The sequence below is a fragment of the Psychrobacillus faecigallinarum genome, from assembly GCF_014836595.1.
Lineage (GTDB): Bacteria > Bacillota > Bacilli > Bacillales_A > Planococcaceae > Psychrobacillus > Psychrobacillus faecigallinarum.
The window spans coordinates 165351-181251 of the sequence record NZ_JACSQO010000008.1; the positions used below are offsets into that span (position 1 = coordinate 165351).

Annotated in this window: 15 protein-coding genes; 8 read left to right on the forward strand and 7 right to left on the reverse strand. The window is 36.8% G+C overall.

All coding sequences use genetic code 11. The annotated features are described in order from the left end of the window. Positions 1-7 precede the first annotated feature (7 nt). Both H9650_RS15175 and H9650_RS15180 read right to left on the reverse strand, forming a co-directional pair. A complete protein-coding gene (locus H9650_RS15175) occupies positions 8-1093 on the reverse strand; it encodes a hypothetical protein (RefSeq protein ID WP_144541124.1) in 1086 nt (361 codons plus the stop codon). A gap of 1233 nt (positions 1094-2326) precedes the next feature. Further along, entirely contained in the window at positions 2327-2956 is a 630-nt protein-coding gene (locus H9650_RS15180; RefSeq protein ID WP_144541123.1) for a homoserine/threonine efflux transporter, read from the reverse strand. Positions 2957-3092: 136 nt separating this feature from the next. Between H9650_RS15180 and H9650_RS15185 the strand changes: the two genes are divergently transcribed. Together H9650_RS15185 and H9650_RS15190 are read left to right on the forward strand one after the other, a co-directional pair. Then, positions 3093-3920 carry a TrmB family transcriptional regulator gene (locus H9650_RS15185; protein WP_144541121.1) on the forward strand — a complete coding sequence of 276 codons (828 nt, stop codon included), beginning with the start codon at positions 3093-3095 and terminating at the stop codon, positions 3918-3920. Between the two features lie 391 nt (positions 3921-4311). Continuing rightward, complete coding sequence (locus H9650_RS15190; RefSeq protein ID WP_191697563.1) at positions 4312-5307, forward strand: glutaminase; 996 nt, start codon at positions 4312-4314, stop codon at positions 5305-5307. Between the two features lie 187 nt (positions 5308-5494). Here the strand turns inward: H9650_RS15190 and H9650_RS15195 are convergent, their stop codons facing one another. Next, positions 5495-6175: a TetR/AcrR family transcriptional regulator gene (locus H9650_RS15195; protein ID WP_144541117.1), complete on the reverse strand. Its 681-nt coding sequence runs from the start codon at positions 6173-6175 to the stop codon at positions 5495-5497. Between the two features lie 130 nt (positions 6176-6305). Here H9650_RS15195 and H9650_RS15200 point away from each other — a divergent pair, with 130 nt between their 5' ends. From H9650_RS15200 to H9650_RS15210, 3 genes are all read left to right on the forward strand, one after another. Then, entirely contained in the window at positions 6306-7658 is a 1353-nt protein-coding gene (locus tag H9650_RS15200) for an MATE family efflux transporter (protein WP_191697564.1), read from the forward strand. 127 nt (positions 7659-7785) lie between these two features. Further along, on the forward strand, positions 7786-8022 hold the full coding sequence (locus tag H9650_RS15205; protein ID WP_151112174.1) for a hypothetical protein: 237 nt from the start codon (positions 7786-7788) through the stop codon (positions 8020-8022). A gap of 201 nt (positions 8023-8223) precedes the next feature. Further along, positions 8224-8613, forward strand: a complete 390-nt coding sequence (locus tag H9650_RS15210) for a DUF3185 domain-containing protein (RefSeq protein WP_144541111.1) — start codon at positions 8224-8226, stop codon at positions 8611-8613. 653 nt (positions 8614-9266) lie between these two features. Here the strand turns inward: H9650_RS15210 and H9650_RS15215 are convergent. After that, a complete protein-coding gene (locus tag H9650_RS15215; RefSeq protein WP_144541108.1) occupies positions 9267-9998 on the reverse strand; it encodes an SDR family oxidoreductase in 732 nt (243 codons plus the stop codon). After that, on the reverse strand, positions 9998-10267 hold the full coding sequence (locus tag H9650_RS15220) for an Atu4866 domain-containing protein (RefSeq protein ID WP_144541107.1): 270 nt from the start codon (positions 10265-10267) through the stop codon (positions 9998-10000). Before H9650_RS15220 ends, H9650_RS15215 begins: the two co-directional genes overlap by 1 nt. A 237-nt stretch (positions 10268-10504) precedes the next feature. Here H9650_RS15220 and H9650_RS15225 point away from each other — a divergent pair, with 237 nt between their 5' ends. Next, positions 10505-11386, forward strand: coding sequence for an AraC family transcriptional regulator (locus H9650_RS15225; RefSeq protein WP_144541105.1), 882 nt, complete (start codon positions 10505-10507; stop codon positions 11384-11386). A gap of 350 nt (positions 11387-11736) precedes the next feature. On the opposite strand, the gene xerA is transcribed toward H9650_RS15225, so the two are convergent. After that, positions 11737-12576 carry a site-specific tyrosine recombinase/integron integrase gene (gene xerA / locus H9650_RS15230; protein WP_144541103.1) on the reverse strand — a complete coding sequence of 280 codons (840 nt, stop codon included), beginning with the start codon at positions 12574-12576 and terminating at the stop codon, positions 11737-11739. A gap of 109 nt (positions 12577-12685) precedes the next feature. On the opposite strand from xerA, the gene H9650_RS15235 reads away from it, so the two are divergent. Both H9650_RS15235 and H9650_RS15240 read left to right on the forward strand, forming a co-directional pair. Continuing rightward, positions 12686-13204 carry a hypothetical protein gene (locus H9650_RS15235; protein ID WP_191697565.1) on the forward strand — a complete coding sequence of 173 codons (519 nt, stop codon included), beginning with the start codon at positions 12686-12688 and terminating at the stop codon, positions 13202-13204. A gap of 91 nt (positions 13205-13295) precedes the next feature. Continuing rightward, positions 13296-13511 carry a hypothetical protein gene (locus H9650_RS15240; RefSeq protein WP_225216108.1) on the forward strand — a complete coding sequence of 72 codons (216 nt, stop codon included), beginning with the start codon at positions 13296-13298 and terminating at the stop codon, positions 13509-13511. A 368-nt stretch (positions 13512-13879) separates the two neighbouring features. On the opposite strand, the gene glmS is transcribed toward H9650_RS15240, so the two are convergent. Continuing rightward, positions 13880-15682 carry a glutamine--fructose-6-phosphate transaminase (isomerizing) gene (gene glmS, locus H9650_RS15245; protein ID WP_154312089.1) on the reverse strand — a complete coding sequence of 601 codons (1803 nt, stop codon included), beginning with the start codon at positions 15680-15682 and terminating at the stop codon, positions 13880-13882. Positions 15683-15901: the final 219 nt, after the last annotated feature.

Here is a 15901-nt window from a genome sequence, read left to right on the forward strand (position 1 = left end):
GTAAACATTACGTATTCCAGTTTTCATCATTAGTAGTGGTGTATAGTTGACTAAAAATTATAGTAAAGTCATTAATTATCTCTTTTCGTTTTAACATTCTATAATACCCTTCAAATGTACCTACAATATCTATACGTCCTTTTACTGTTAATTTAACGATGAAATCCTCAACCTCAATTGTTTCGGTAAGTATACTACCTAATAAATATTTATTATCAAAGCCAAATTCACTTTGTCTATCTAAATAAGTCAATATATCCTGCTTAGATTTAAAGATAATTGTACAAGACAATTCTCTAGTTTTATTACTTAGCTTTTGACTTCTTTTGGCTTGCTTTATTTGCTTTCTTTTCAAATCAAGTTGAGAAAAGTCGTAAACTTCTTCAATCTTTATCGTAACAAATTCTACGTAATTAAGTACCAGTTCTAACGAAGCTATAAAATAGTCTTCTTGAACGGTTAAGCGTTTTCCAACACTCTCACTTCCACCTTGTATAAAATTATCAAAATAAATTCCATCAATGATGCCACCAGCATGTACAAGGAGATTCCTTCTCGAGTATAACTCCTTTATTTCTGTTTCGTCTAAGTTGGAGTTGGCTGTATTTATGTTTAATTTCGTCCTTAAAAACTTATTTATTTCTTTGTAACCACCTAATACAACATTTCTTACTTTATTTTGAATAATTTCGTTTTGGATTTCCTTTATATCACTAATGTTGAGTAAATCAACGACTTTATATTCCTTAGTGCCCTCTGTTTTAAAAGGGTTTAATGTTATTTCACCTAATTCTAGCAAAACATCATTGAAATATAATTCCATAATTGATATAAGCCTTACAAACAATGATTCTCTTAACATATTTGCATATCTATCTGATAAATTCCTTGTTAATTCACTCGGAGACCTAGATATTAGTTCATTTTTATAGTGAAATTTATTGTTATTAGAAATTAATTTTGTTTCCAATTCATCATTTACTCTTGAGATTGTTTCCTCATAGGAAAAAATCGTAACGTAATATATTTTCTTTACCCTACTCCATTCAGTTCTGAAATTTTGAAATGCTCTAATCTTAGTTTTGTATTCCAATTTTAATCTCCCTTTATGTTAATTTTTAATAAGAATTACCTACCATAAGGTAATTTTAATTATCAAATATTGTTTTAGAGATTAGCAAATCTCTACGTTTTTTTATGTATTGCTTTAAGTTAATATCTCACTTTCCAGTTCCAATATTATCCTTTCCACTAGTATATCACCGCTACTTATTAAGCGGGAAATTTAACGTTGCGGAAAAAACAAATGCTATAGCATTTTAATCATATTACGATACCACAATCGATTAGGAAGTTAGGAAGTCTCTTTATTGGTTAATCTTATGTTACTTTCTCCTTTAAATTATTCAATTTTTTAAACAATAAATATTGAAACAGGGAGGGGAAATTATTTAAAAAAAAAACGAGGATGATAAAGTAACCTATTGCTATAGTTGCCGCAAAAAGAGCCTATTCACACGGAGAGATGTGAGTAATAATAGTGGAGGATTAGTAAATAATAATAAAAAAAATTCCTATTTCAAATTTCATACAATAACAGCTTTGATAGCTTAATTTATTTTATTCTTTTCTGTTACAATTAAGTATAAATAACACCGCTCAATTTATGAGCGGTGTTGTTTTTTAAGTTCTAATTTAAATTAGCTAAGGACTCTATTCTCTATTACTTAATACTTCTATAGCCTTCAAAAAAATGGAATAACTGTCTTTTTCATATACATCATTATTATTTTTAAAAAAGTTAGGCTATGTTAAAGGCTAGGGTGATTTAGTTTGTGAAATGTTACACTTAAACTAAAGGGGCATTTTAGTTGAAGAGTGTTGTTTAATTTTTGTTCAACAAGCGGGCCATATTCTTGAAAATTAATTTACAAGTTATTATTGATGTTAATAATAGCTTAAATATGCAAGGAAGAATCCAGTTTTCCAAAAGAACATTCAACCATTAGTAGCGCACCATTTGGGGTGAATGTAATTCGGGTAGCTATGTCATATTTGCCATTTGCCATACAGAGTTTGGAAATTTATAAATCTGATGATCTTATTATTACTAACTATTTTGTTTGGTTATCTATTTATAACTTCAATGGAAATAAATAATAAAACTAAATTTTATAAAGTGAGAGCTATTCCGCAATCGGGCGCGATTGTTCAATAAGTGTCTCTGTTCTTATTACTAACGGTGCTTTAGTGAAACAAGACCATCATTTTAGATGGTCTATTTTGTCTATTATAATCTTAAGTTGTGGTGTGTTAGTAAATGAATTTAAATTCCTGTTTTTATTCCAAAACCAATTAAAATTAAACCCGTTGATTTTTGGAATGCCTGCTGGAATTTGGAGTTGTCCAACCATTTTTTTGCATAATCAATTATATAAACAAGGGCTAGAAACCAACAAACAGCGAGTAAAGTAAGGATTAAGGCTAACATAAACAATTGCTGATTTACATTGTCGTTCAAATCGATAAATTGAGGCATGATAGTTATATAAACCAAAACAGTCTTTGGATTAAGAATATTACTAAGTAATGCTTGCATAAAGGAACTTTTATTATGCTGATTTGAACATTTAGTAGGTGTATTTGCTTGTGTTTGAATCTCTTTTAAAGAAAACATACTCTTAGTAAAAAAACTTTTTATCCCTAAATAAATTAAGTAGGCGGCTCCCATATATTTGATGATACTGAAAAGAACAACGGACTTTGCTATGACAACAGATAAACCAAGAATGGCAATAAGCGTCCAAAAAGAAAGTCCCGTTGCCATTCCGAGTACCGTAAATCGTCCAGCTTTCGGACCATAGGCGAGCGTATTTTTCACTAGCAACATCGTATCTACACCAGGTATGATAACCATCATTGCAGCAATTGAAATATATATTAGTAAGCTATCCATGTTGTTTCTCCCTTCCCCTTCTGATAGTGGCTACCAAAGTAACTACTATCAAACAAAAGTATATCAGAATATTTCAGAAAAAATCAATAGACTTTGTTAAACTATTAGTTACAAATAAATTTGTGTTGGAGGATTTATGAAAGAAAACATTTTAGATACATTAAAAAATTTGAATTTTACCGAATATGAAGCAAAAGCATATCTAACCTTATTACAAGAATCGCCATTAACTGGTTATGCAGTTGCAAAACAATCAGGTGTACCCCGATCAAAAATTTATGAAGTTCTAGAGAGTCTTGCCATGCAAGGAGACATTCTAATCAGTCCAGGAAACACACCACTGTATACTCCTATTCCTGCAAAGGAGCTAATTAAAAATCGTCGGATGAAAGCGGAAGAGCATTTCGAACTTGCAGAAAAATCATTAGAGGATTTTAAAAATTCAGTAAATGACCGTGAAAATATCTGGAATATCACGGGATGCAATGAAATAATTGATAAGGTAAAAGCTTGTATAATATCTGCTAAAAAAAGAATTCTCTTAGAGGTTTGGGAAGAGGAATTCGAAGAATTGGAGTTTGAACTAAGCAAGGCAGCAAAAAGAGGAGTCAACGTAACGATAATTGCTTATGGGGAAATCACCTCTGATTTTGCAAATGTTTACCTCCATTATATGGGTCATGAAATTACAGAAGAGTATGGTGGACGGTGGATTGTCATCAGTAGAGATGATTCGGAAGTAGTAGCAGGTATTGTCTCACTGGGTAAAGATAGCCGTGCTGCATGGACAATGCATGTAGGTTTAGTCATGCCAATTACAGAGGTCATGATTCATGATTTGTATCTAATGGAAATCATGGAAAAACATAAAGAACTGTTGGAGGTGAGTTTTGGGAAAAACCTCGTCAATTTACGTCGTAAATTTTCCATCCATCCAGATTTTAAAAAACATTATGTGAAATAGATTTGTACGATACTCTCATTTATACAACAGAATAAGAACAGCATTACTTCTTAATAAAGTAATGCTGTTCTTATTCAAAAAACGGGTGCTTTACTTGAAGATCACTTAGCTGGTAAGACGGCTCTTTTCTTATTAAACTAAAAATACAGGTTAGTTCAAAAGAGATTTAGAGGTTGAACGATAGTTTTAAATAGTACAGAAACTGGAGAATAAATTAGTACCCTTATAATATGAAAAAGAAGCGTTCTATTGTCTTCGACTATTTCGATAAATATACCTTCCCTTTATAAAGTAAATGTAGTTAGATTTCTTGGTTTGTGGTATATATGTAAGTAGTTACTAGGCCATTTAAGCCACTACTGTGCACTAGATACCGAAAGGAAGAGAAGATATGGAAGTTGTACAGCAAGGTACACAAATTAGATTTGATAATCATGTACATTTCCACAAAATACAAGCGTGGATACAAGATAGCAGACCTTATGCGAACTTAGGGAAATGTGCTAACTACATACCAGCTTTAGAAAGAGCAAATCCTTCGCAGTTAGGTATTTGTATCATTGGTTCAGACGGTACGATGGTAAAGACAGGTGATTTTGATACCGCTTTTACCTTACAAAGTATATCGAAGGTAATTGGCTTTATAGCTGCATGTATAGATTATGGCATTTCATATGTGTTAGAAAGGGTGGACGTCGAACCAACCGGGGATGCTTTTAACTCGATTATTCGTCTAGAAGTTCATAAACCTGGAAGACCTTTCAATCCGATGATAAATGCTGGAGCAATCACTGTTGCCTCATTATTAGGGAGAAGAAATTCAGTTGAAAAAGTGGAATCTATATGCCTCTTAATAGATAGAATGGTAGGAAGACACCCAATTATCAATGAAGAAGTATTTCAATCTGAGTGGCAAACGGCTCATCGAAATCGTGCTTTAGCTTATTATCTAAAAGAAATGGGATTCTTAGATTGTTCTGTAGAAGAAGCAATAGAGGTATACTTAAAGCAATGTTCAATTGAAGTAACTACAGAAGATGTAGCCATGATTGGCTTAGTCCTGGCAAATGACGGATATCATCCTATCCGTAAGGAGCAAATCTTCTCTAAGGAAGTGGCTAGGTTAACAAAAGCGTTGATGGTGACATGTGGTATGTACAATGCTTCTGGTAAATTTGCTGCATCTGTAGGTATTCCTGCAAAAAGTGGAGTATCGGGCGGGATATTGGCAGTAATTCCTCCTCGAGCTAGATCCGATGATTCCCCATTTATGGATGGCTGTGGAATAGGGGTTTATGGTCCTGCCATTGACGAATTTGGAAATAGTGTTGCAGGTGTTATGCTGTTACAGCAAATATCTAGAGAATGGGATTTTAATATTTTTTAAATGTGGTGTCCTATCACAACATTGGAATAACAAATCCAAAAGAAAATGAGGCTAAGCGTTAACTTATTCTTCAACTAACGGTGCAGTTTAGTTAGGACTTCTGTAGATTGTAGAAGGCCTTCTAACTGGTTATAATACATAGCTAGCATATCAGCCCATCCTAACTGGATGGGCGTTTTTTTTACATTTACTCCAACTGTTCCTTAATAACTTGATCGACCCCGAGCAAAATCAACTTCAAACCAAATTCAAATGCTCTGTCAGTCCCCATCAGCTCAAATAATCCGTTCTTGAACATCCTCCGAAACAGTCCCACATCCGTCTCATTCATAGAGTCTAAAAGGCAAATCATTTCTTCTCTTGGAAGCATTTCCTTGGCCTGAAGGATAGCGGAGACATTACGTTGATGTTGTTCATCATCTAGAACAAAGTAATAGACATAGTTAACGAGTGTAGTAACCACTTGCATTTTCTGCACTTGCTCAAGCGGTGTTGATTCCACGCATAGCAGCATCCGGTTGGTGAATCGGATGATATCTGGTTCGTGGGGCAGTGTCATCATCATAATCTGCGTAGAGCATGGATAGCGGCTGAGCACACTTTTTACCGTTACCGCAAGCTCAGTCAACTGTTCCTTCCAATCCCCTTCGGAGTGGAATTCCTCCAAAATTATTTTAGATACCTGGTTGGCTAGCCGCTGGTAGAGATTTTGTTTGCTCTTGAAGTACCAATACAAAGAGGGCGCCTGAATCCCAAGTCTGTGTGCCAATCGTCTCATAGTGAGTTTCTCGATACCCTCCTCTCCAAGAAGCTCCCATGAGGCTTCTAAAATCTTATCCTCCGAAATCTGAGGCTGCTGTTTTTTCATTGGTATCCTCCATTTCATCTAACACTGTAAGTTTATGCTTTACAGATTCATAAGTTAATGTTAACATCTAACACTGTAAGATTCAAACTAACACCGTTAGATAAATGTTTAAAAGAAAGAAGTGATCCACTTGGATGCAGAAAACCTCTATTACTTTGAAAAAGCACCGGTCGCAAAGGCTGTAGCTCACTTTGCTGTACCGATGATGCTAGGCACATCAATGAGTGTCATTTATTCCATCTTGAATGCCTATTTCCTTGGTATGCTAAATGATACTGCCATGTTAACAGCACTCGCATTAACCTTGCCGTTATTCGCGATCATTATGGCGCTAGGAAATTTGATTGGCATGGGGAGTGGTACACTCATCTCACGTTTGCTAGGAGAGAAAAAATATGATGATGTAAAGCATGTGTCTTCATTCGCCTTTTACAGCAGCTTAGTTCTCGGTCTTGTCGCAATAGGTGTAAGCTTCCCATTGATTGAGCAAATCGTATATGGCCTTGGGGCAACGTCTGACTCCTTCGAATTTACAAAAGACTATGTCACAATTATGATCATAGGCTCTCCATTTGTCATATTGTTCTTCACACTGGAGAATATCGTGCGCTCAGAAGGTGCGGCAATCACATCTATGATTGGTATGATTATCAGCGTTGTCGTGAATATTATTCTAGATGCACTATTCATTTTTGTCTTCCATTGGAGCGTAACTGGGGTTGCGACAGCTACGGTAACTTCAAACGTTGTTGCCAGTGCATTTTACGCTTTTCATATAAGATATAAAAGCAAATTCCTAACCGTTTCAGCCAAATGGTTCAAGGCTACTAAAGAGATTCTGAGTAATGTATTTAAGATCGGATTTCCAATCTTTATTATGAGTATCTTTTTGGGTGCAATGTCGCTCATCTTAAACCACTTTCTTATAGAATATGGGGATCAGGCAGTAGCTGCTTACGGGATATCATCACGTTTATTGCAATTTCCTGAGTTTATCCTGATGGGCTTATGTGAGGGAGTAGTGCCGCTTATCGCCTTTTCTTTTACAGCGAATAAAATGCGCATGAAGCATACAATCGGATTTACAATTAAAACAATTGTGGTGTTAGCCTTTGTATTCGGCGTTATCGTTTACCTGATATCTGATAACCTAATTAGTTTATTTACGAATGACCCACATTTAATTGAAGTAGGAAGTTACATTCTGCATGTAACGTTCTTATGCTTGTTTATTACCGGAATGACCACGTTGTTTACAGGTATATTTCAAGCAACAGCACAGGGAACTGTTGCGCTTATTATGTCAATTATTCAAGGAATTACACTAATTCCTATGTTGTTTATCGCCAATCATATGTACGGATTCCACGGAGTAATCTGGTCGCTTGTTATTGTAGATGCCGTCTCATTCCTAGTGGGTGCTATCATGCTGTATGTTTTACGGAACAAATTGCAGCCGAATTTAGATAGTTTAGTACAGTAGAAAGATAAAACTTAGCTTCTTGCTCTATAAAACATATTTGTTTTACGTTCCGGAGAAGGCAGGTTCGATACGTCATAAAGACTCGGTTGGGCAAGTAGGAGAAGTATCTGCCAGTAATATTATGAGGATGAACGCAGTTAAAAGCTTTTATCATAAAGAAACGTCAGAGGCAAGAGAAGCACTACAAATTTTAATCCGTCCAGAACAAGAGGATTTGGATAGTGGCATACAGTTTTTTTTGCGAGATGTGGAGCTATTAGAAGGCTGGCAACTACTCGGTGTACCGAAAGAAATGGATGCACCACTTGTCATTCGCAATCAAGTAGCGATTAATGACGCCAAATTCTTTGCAGGGGAATTGTGACAACTACCAAAGCATCATGGCTTTACACCGTGCCTCTATGTGATGGATAGGGAACTTCAAGTGAACTAAACCATTTTATCTAAAGGTGATACGATAGCAGGATTTGAACTGTATGACGATACGATAAAAACAAGTACAAATACAACGATTGTACTGTTCTTAGCAAATGAGCAAGTTAAATAGAATGGAGTAGATGAACGAATGAATAAACTTTATACAATTGTCCGATTTCTGTTAGGTTTCATGATGATTGGTTCAGGTATCTTTATGTTCGTAGCAGGGGGATTTACAACTGAATACGAAAACGAAACAGCACAGCTTTATATGAATGCCATGGAGGAAACAGGTTTCTTTATACCGATGCTAGCAATTGTAAAAATTATTTGTGGGTTATCATTTGTAACAAAACGCTTTATGCCATTGGCGTTACTGATTTTTATGTCACTTGCAGTAAATATGGTTGTATTCCACATTTTCTTAGAGCCATTCACAGGCTTCCCAGCATACTTTATTTTCATTATGACGGTGTTCTTAATGGTGAGGAATTTTCCAGACTACCGAAATTTATTACAAGCAAAAGCGATTGTTTAATGGTTGATAGAAGTATGTGGTAATAGCATTTCATAACTCAAACAGGTAGGTCAGTCTCTAAGGATACCGACATACCTGTTTTTAATGTTTGATTGGCGATATGCTTCTTAGCCGAAGTCGGTACGGATGTCGAGAAGCAATTCCCCAGTTCGGCGCTTTAGAGTTACCAACTATGTTGTAACTTTACATTATAGTTGGTAATTTAACATTAAAAGCAGGTAACTGATATTTTAAACGAACGTTAAAATCACCTCTCTAGTTTAATGAGAGGTGATTTTTTGTTGGGTACCTATGTTAAAATAGCTATAAATTGTGAAGGGTTTCACTTAAACTAATGGTGCAGCATTCCTGTTTGAAACTTATTCGAGGTCTTGCAGAAAAAAGAGTCCTCTAGTATGATGCTGAGTGTCAACGCACATTGACCCATCATCTACAAGGAAGTTTTCAGCCGGGGGGATTTATACTTTACACCATTGACTTACTTAGGATGTTACATAAGTTTCCTCATGTTCTAACATAAGAACTGCAACTTCAGAAGTTCGTCAGTTCCGTTAAGTAAGAACTATTGAACGTTGTTCTAGGACTGTCATCCGAAATACGTTCGCAAATCTAAATTTTTCTATTTTTGTATTCCTTATTTCTCTTTGTTTCATTTACATTGAAGGTTTAATTACCAGCTCACTTACATCGACCTGAACAGGCTGTTCAAGAGCATAGACGATCGCACGGGCAATAGCAGTAGTTGGCAGAGCGTTACGTCGGTATTCCTTCATGAATTCTCTAGCCTGGTTGTCGGTAATGCTATCAGCTAGTTCTGATTCCGTTACTCCTGGCGATACAAGGGTCACACGGATCCCTTGACCCACAGTCTCTTGCCGCAAACCGTCCGTTATTGCACGTACGGCATATTTGGTCGCGCAGTAGACAGTTGCTGTCGGGGTCACTTCGTACGCGCCGATGGATGCGATGTTGATAAAATGTCCAAAACCTTGTTTTTTCATGACCGGAAGACCTGTGGCAATGCCATGAAGCACCCCGCGAATGTTGACATCAATCATCCGGTTCCATTCTTCAATTTTTAATGCTTCCAGCGAAGAGAGCGGCATCACGCCTGCGTTGTTAATAATAGCGTCAACTCTTCCAAAACGACTCTGGGCTGCACCGATAATCGCCTGCATCTGTTCTAGTTTTGTCACATCGAGCTGTTGAATGAGTACGGAACCTCCATCCCCTTGAATGTCAGATGCCAATGACTCTAGTCTTTCCATACGTCTTGCCCCGATTACAACATGTGCGCCCAGGCTTGCGAGCAGTCGGGCTGTTGTTTCACCAATTCCGCTGCTTGCCCCTGTAATCACAACCACTTTCCCATTAAGTTCGGACACTATTCCTTGCTCCCTTCCTCCAGATATAGCACCATACCTGCATGATAAAGTACCCCGTTGATAAAATCACCATTGGCAGTAAAGCCTGTATCATCGACATATTCAATATGATTCTCTGTGACGATATAGTTTCCTTGATATGCGCTTTCACGGTTGCCGCGGGCTTCATCGTATCGGCCATTTGAAAGTAGTTCGTGCCGAATATAGCCGTCCGTGGTTACCCACATTCCCACATAGGGATGAGAATTATTTATAAGTTCTTTTTCCATGTATATTCTCCTCTCATGTTTACAAGATGGATGGCACTCAAATTTTGGTAGAAAGTGATTTTAAAACAGAAATTTGAACACCCATACCTAATTGAAGTATCTGACCATAAACTCATTATGAACTTGTAAACCAAAAAGGGGGTAGTCGGAAAATATACAATTCTTGCCTAATACTCCAATAAATTATAGTATAATGGCAAGATATCCATATATGAAACTGGAGAGGAGGAATGTTTCATGGAGCAAATTAAGGAATTAGCGGAGTTAATTGAGAGAAATGTAGCGGTGGATGGAACGCATGATACGTCTATATCCGGATTGCGATTTGTTCGTACCACCCAGATTTCTGAACCCGTTTACTCTGTTTATGAACCTTCCCTATGTGTTGTGGCCCAGGGATCAAAATTAGTCATGCTTGGGGAAGAAAGCTATCAGTACGACTCTGCCAGTTATCTGACTGCTTCCGTCCATTTGCCAATTACAGGACAAATCATAAAGGCTTCTCCTAATAACCCTTATTTATGCGTTCAATTGCAGCTTGATATGAACCAGATTTTCGAAATCGTTCAGTCAACGAATCAAGTAATTTCAAATGACTCCCCGGGACGAGGTCTGGTAATCAGCCAAATAAATGACTCTCTCCTTGAAGCGGTAATACGACTTATTAGGCTACTGGAGACTCCACAGGATATACCAATCCTTGCCGATGGTATCAAACGTGAAATCATTTACCGGATTCTACAGAATGACCGGAATGATTCCATGAAGTATTTTGCACTTATAGGGAGTCAGGCACAACGGATTGCAAAGGTGATCGGGGTGTTAAACCGTGAATTTGCACAGCCCTTATTGGTAAACAGATTAGCGAAAGAAGCCAGAATGAGCTCTTCATCCTTGTACAGCCATTTTAAGGAAGTCACGGGTATGAGCCCAATCCAGTTTCAGAAACAGCTTCGGTTGCAGGAAGCACGCCGATTGCTTTTAACGGAAAATCTGGAAGCTGCTGAGGCAGCGTTTCAGGTAGGTTATGAAAGCCCCTCTCATTTTAGCCGGGAATACAGCCGTAAATTTGGTCTGTCCCCATTGAAAGATGTACGACGACTGCGGGAAATGTTGTAATAAAAGAAGCATACGTTTATCGAGACTTAAGGGGTTATTCTATGTAAGTGGAAGGGCATAGGAATAGTGAATCCAATGAGCTAAAAAGAAAACTATTTTAAATATAAAAAAAGTGCTTGGATACCTATTTAGAGACCTAGGAAAATGATATACCATATTCAATCTTTTGAAATTTCTCGGCCTTCTCCGTTGAATGGTGCTTTCTTCCTGAAGGAGTAAAGCTTTTTTATTGAACTAATGCTGCAGGAGTGCCGCTGAGCCTAGGTCGTATCATAGAGTGGGGGGGATGCCCGCAATGGGTGCTTTAGTCAATTAGAGCAACGTCCTTTAAGACGTTGCTCCTTTTGCATTTAAAAGTACTTCTGATAATACTCTTTTCTTAACCTTCCGCTTAGCTGAGCATAGATTTTGGTGGTTTCACTCTTCTCATGCCCCATAAGACTTTGTATGACTTCAATAGGAGCTCCATTATTCATCAAATGAGTTGCGTAGCTGTGCCTAAGTTGGTGTGGATGAATTTCTTTATTAATTTCCGCACGATTGGAGATCCGCTTGATGATATATCTCATTTGGGAGACACTCATTTTATGTGGCTGTCTTGCTGTAACAAAGATGGCTGGATTGTGGTCATTCCGACTTTCTAAATAACGTTTAAGCCATATGTCACAACGTGTATTAAAATATACCTCCCTTTCCTTATCACCTTTACCTCGAACGATCGCCGATTGATTGGACCAATTAATATGGTTCTTTTCTAACGAAACTATTTCTCCAATTCTACAACCGGTAGAAAACATGAATTCAAAAATAGCTTTTTCCATTGGGGAATGACAGGATTCACGAAGGTGTTCGATTTCCCGTTCTGTTAAATACTTAGGTATCCGCTTCCCTACTTTGGGTTCTTTAATTTTGGAAGTTGGATTCTTACTAAGGTATCCTTCTTCATGAGACCAACGAAAAAATGATTTCATAAAGCGAATACGATGTGCAAGACTGGCTGGTTTTAAATGCTTACCGGATACAGCCAGATACTCCTTTAGTTGATTTGTATCCAGCAATGCCATCTCTACATCTTTAAAATAACCAATTAGTAGCAAAGACTGTAACTGGTAGGCCTTCAACGTTTGTGGCGAGAAGCCCTCTATTCGCTTATCTGCTTCAAACGAAGCCCATGCTTTTGACAGTAACAATTTTATTCCCCCTAAAATAGTAATATTAAAAGGATTATTGCCAACTTAATAGAATTATAGACATATGGCGTATTTTGACTAACGGTGCAGGTTAGTTTAACAACGGCAAATGGTTTTATTAAAAAATCAACTGGTGAAGGTGGAGATTATTATTAGACAACTTATAGTTATTTTAATGGTTATAGCTGTTTTTTTCATATCTGCTTGTAATGAAAAGGATAATATTGACCATTTCTCTTCTAAAGAAGAAACTATGGAACATTTTGTTCAGAATGAAAATATTAAAGGGAATATTGATTTAATTACAACGACAAATGATGAAAGTTTATTAGTAGTACAGTCAAGTGGAAATACATATTTCGTCGGTGAATTAGTGGAGGACAAGGAAGGATATTACGCTAAGAGAATATCAGACAATGTTGAAATGACAATAGGTGCAAGTTGGGAACTAAATACAATGGATAAGAATGAGTACACTATATTTTTTGAAAAGAACAAAGAAGATGCGAATTACATACAGTTCTCTAATGGAGAATATGATATCTCGCTTGTAGAGGGACATACGATAAGGGAAAACACCTTTGCTTTAACAAGTGCGATAAAGGAAGTTGAAATAGTAAAAGATTAATTCGACTAACGGGTGCTTTACTTCAAGAAGGAAATACTTATTTGGAATCTATTCATGCTGACTTTCGTATATAGTCCGAGGGGGAATATTTTTGAAAAATACAAAGTTAAGAATCGCATGGATTATTCCTAATGTATTTTGTTACTTGATGCTATTTGGATTATCCATTTGGACAGTGTCTAACAGCGAAGGGTTAGAAGAAATCAATAGATTATCACTTTACGTTATATTTATGCTTTTACTTTTCTTAGTATCAGTTTTCGGAAGTTACCGAATTTGGACATGGATAAAAGAAGGTAAAATATAAAAAATTCTTATTAAGCTAACGGGTGCTTTACTTAAAGATTCGATTTCCGAAATAATCAAAATTAATTATAATAACCAAACTGAAATTAATAATAAACCAACTATGTCGAACATTCTTTGTTTCAAAACAGTTGGTTTTTTCTGTGTATAATCAGTGTTTGTAACTTACTATTATCTTAAATTTCACTTTTTTAAATATCCTAAAATAATTTAAATGCAAAATAAAAGAACTGGTTAGTATATCTAACCAGTTCTTACGTCACGACTAAGTTACCTACGTCATGATTGAGTTATCTATGTCACGACTGAGATATTTACGTCACGAGTGAGTTATTTGAGGACAATAACCTAAAAATTTATTTAACCCTATTACTCAACCGTAACAGATTTTGCCAAGTTTCTTGGTTTATCCACGTCACAGTCTCTGTGTAGAGCAGCGTAGTAGCTGATTAGCTGTAATGGGATTACGGCTACTAGTGGAGCTAAGAATTCGTGTACTTTAGGAAGTACGAAGCGGTCGCCTTCTTCCTCATGGCCCTCCATTGCGATAATACATGGGTTAGCGCCACGTGCCACTACTTCTTTTACGTTACCACGAACATTTAAGCTTACAGCCTTCTGTGTTGCTAAAGCGATTACTGGTGTGCCGTCTTCGATAAGGGCGATTGTACCATGCTTTAATTCTCCGCCAGCGAAGCCTTCTGCTTGTATATAAGAGATTTCCTTGAGCTTTAAAGCACCTTCTAAGCTTACATAGAAGTCCACATTTCTTCCGATGAAGAAAGCGTTTCTTGTAGTAGAAAGGTATTCTGCTGCAATCTCTTCTAGCTCTTCTTTAGTGTCTACAATCGCTTGAACCGCATTTGCTACAATTCCAAGCTCCTTCACAACATCAAAGTCTAACTCTTTGCCTTGTGACTTAGCAAATACAGAGGCAGTTACCATAAGTACTGCTACTTGTGCCACATAAGCTTTTGTAGAGGCTACAGCTATTTCTGGACCAGCATGAAGTAATAACGTGTGGTCTGCTTCACGGGAAAGCGTAGAGCCTGGTACGTTAGTTACGGTTAGTGTTGGATAACCTTTTTCTTTGATTTTCACTAATACTTGGCGGCTATCTGCTGTTTCGCCAGATTGCGTGATGAAGATAAATAAAGGTTTTTTTGAAAGTAGAGGCATATTGTATCCAAATTCACTAGAGATATGCACCTCTACTGGAATACCAGCAATTTTCTCGAAGTATTCTTTACCGATTAAACCAGCGTGATAGCTAGTTCCCGCTGCAATAATGTACAAGCGGTCTGCTTCTTTTAGAGCATCTAAAATTGCAGAGTCAATAGTAAGCTCACCTTGTTCATTTTGATATGCTTGTATAATTTTACGAAGAACAGCTGGCTGCTCATCAATCTCTTTTAACATATAGTGAGGGTAAGTCCCTTTTTCAATATCACTCATGTCTAGCTCTGCTTTGTAAGGAGCACGCTCTACCTTTGTACCATCAAGTGTTTGGATTTCCACTGATTCCTTGCGCACGATTACGATTTCTTGGTCATGAAGCTCTACGTATTGCTCTGTTACTTGTAGCATAGCCATTGCGTCAGAAGCAACTACGTTAAATCCTTCTCCTACACCTACAAGAAGTGGAGATTTGTTTTTAGCTACATAGATCGTGTTTTCATCTTCATTGTCTATCAATGCGATTGCATAAGAACCATGGATTAAGTGTAATGTTTTTCTTAGCGCATCCACCGTAGATAGACCGTCTTTTGAGAAACGTTCGATTAACTGAACGATAACCTCCGTATCTGTATCAGAAGCCATTTCAACGTCTGCTAAATAAGCTTTTTTCAGTAAATGATAGTTTTCGATTACACCATTATGCACTAGTGTAAAGCGTTTTGTTGTACTTTGATGAGGGTGAGCATTTTCTTGGTTTGGAACACCGTGAGTTGCCCAGCGAGTATGACCAATTCCTAGATTTGCACTTACATCTCCATCTACCGCTTCACGTAAATCTGCGATACGTCCTTTTTCCTTAAATACCATTACTCCGTCTTCATTTAAAACTGCAATTCCCGCAGAATCATATCCACGGTACTCTAATTTTTCTAAGCCTTTTAATAAAATTTCTTTCGCATCGTTTTCACCGATATATCCTACAATTCCACACATAATTTATATTCCTCCGTTATCATTCATGTCAAAATAAGCATATTGAAAAGCTTGCCTTAGCGATAAAACGCCTGTGGAAACACACATAATCTATGCGATACCACTATTGCGCTTATCCTAAACATCTTTCACATACACATACCTATTAAGCTAAGAATGCCTTCTTTTCCCTTTTGTCATTCAATCACTTGAATGGTTTATGAAAAAGAATTACAACCG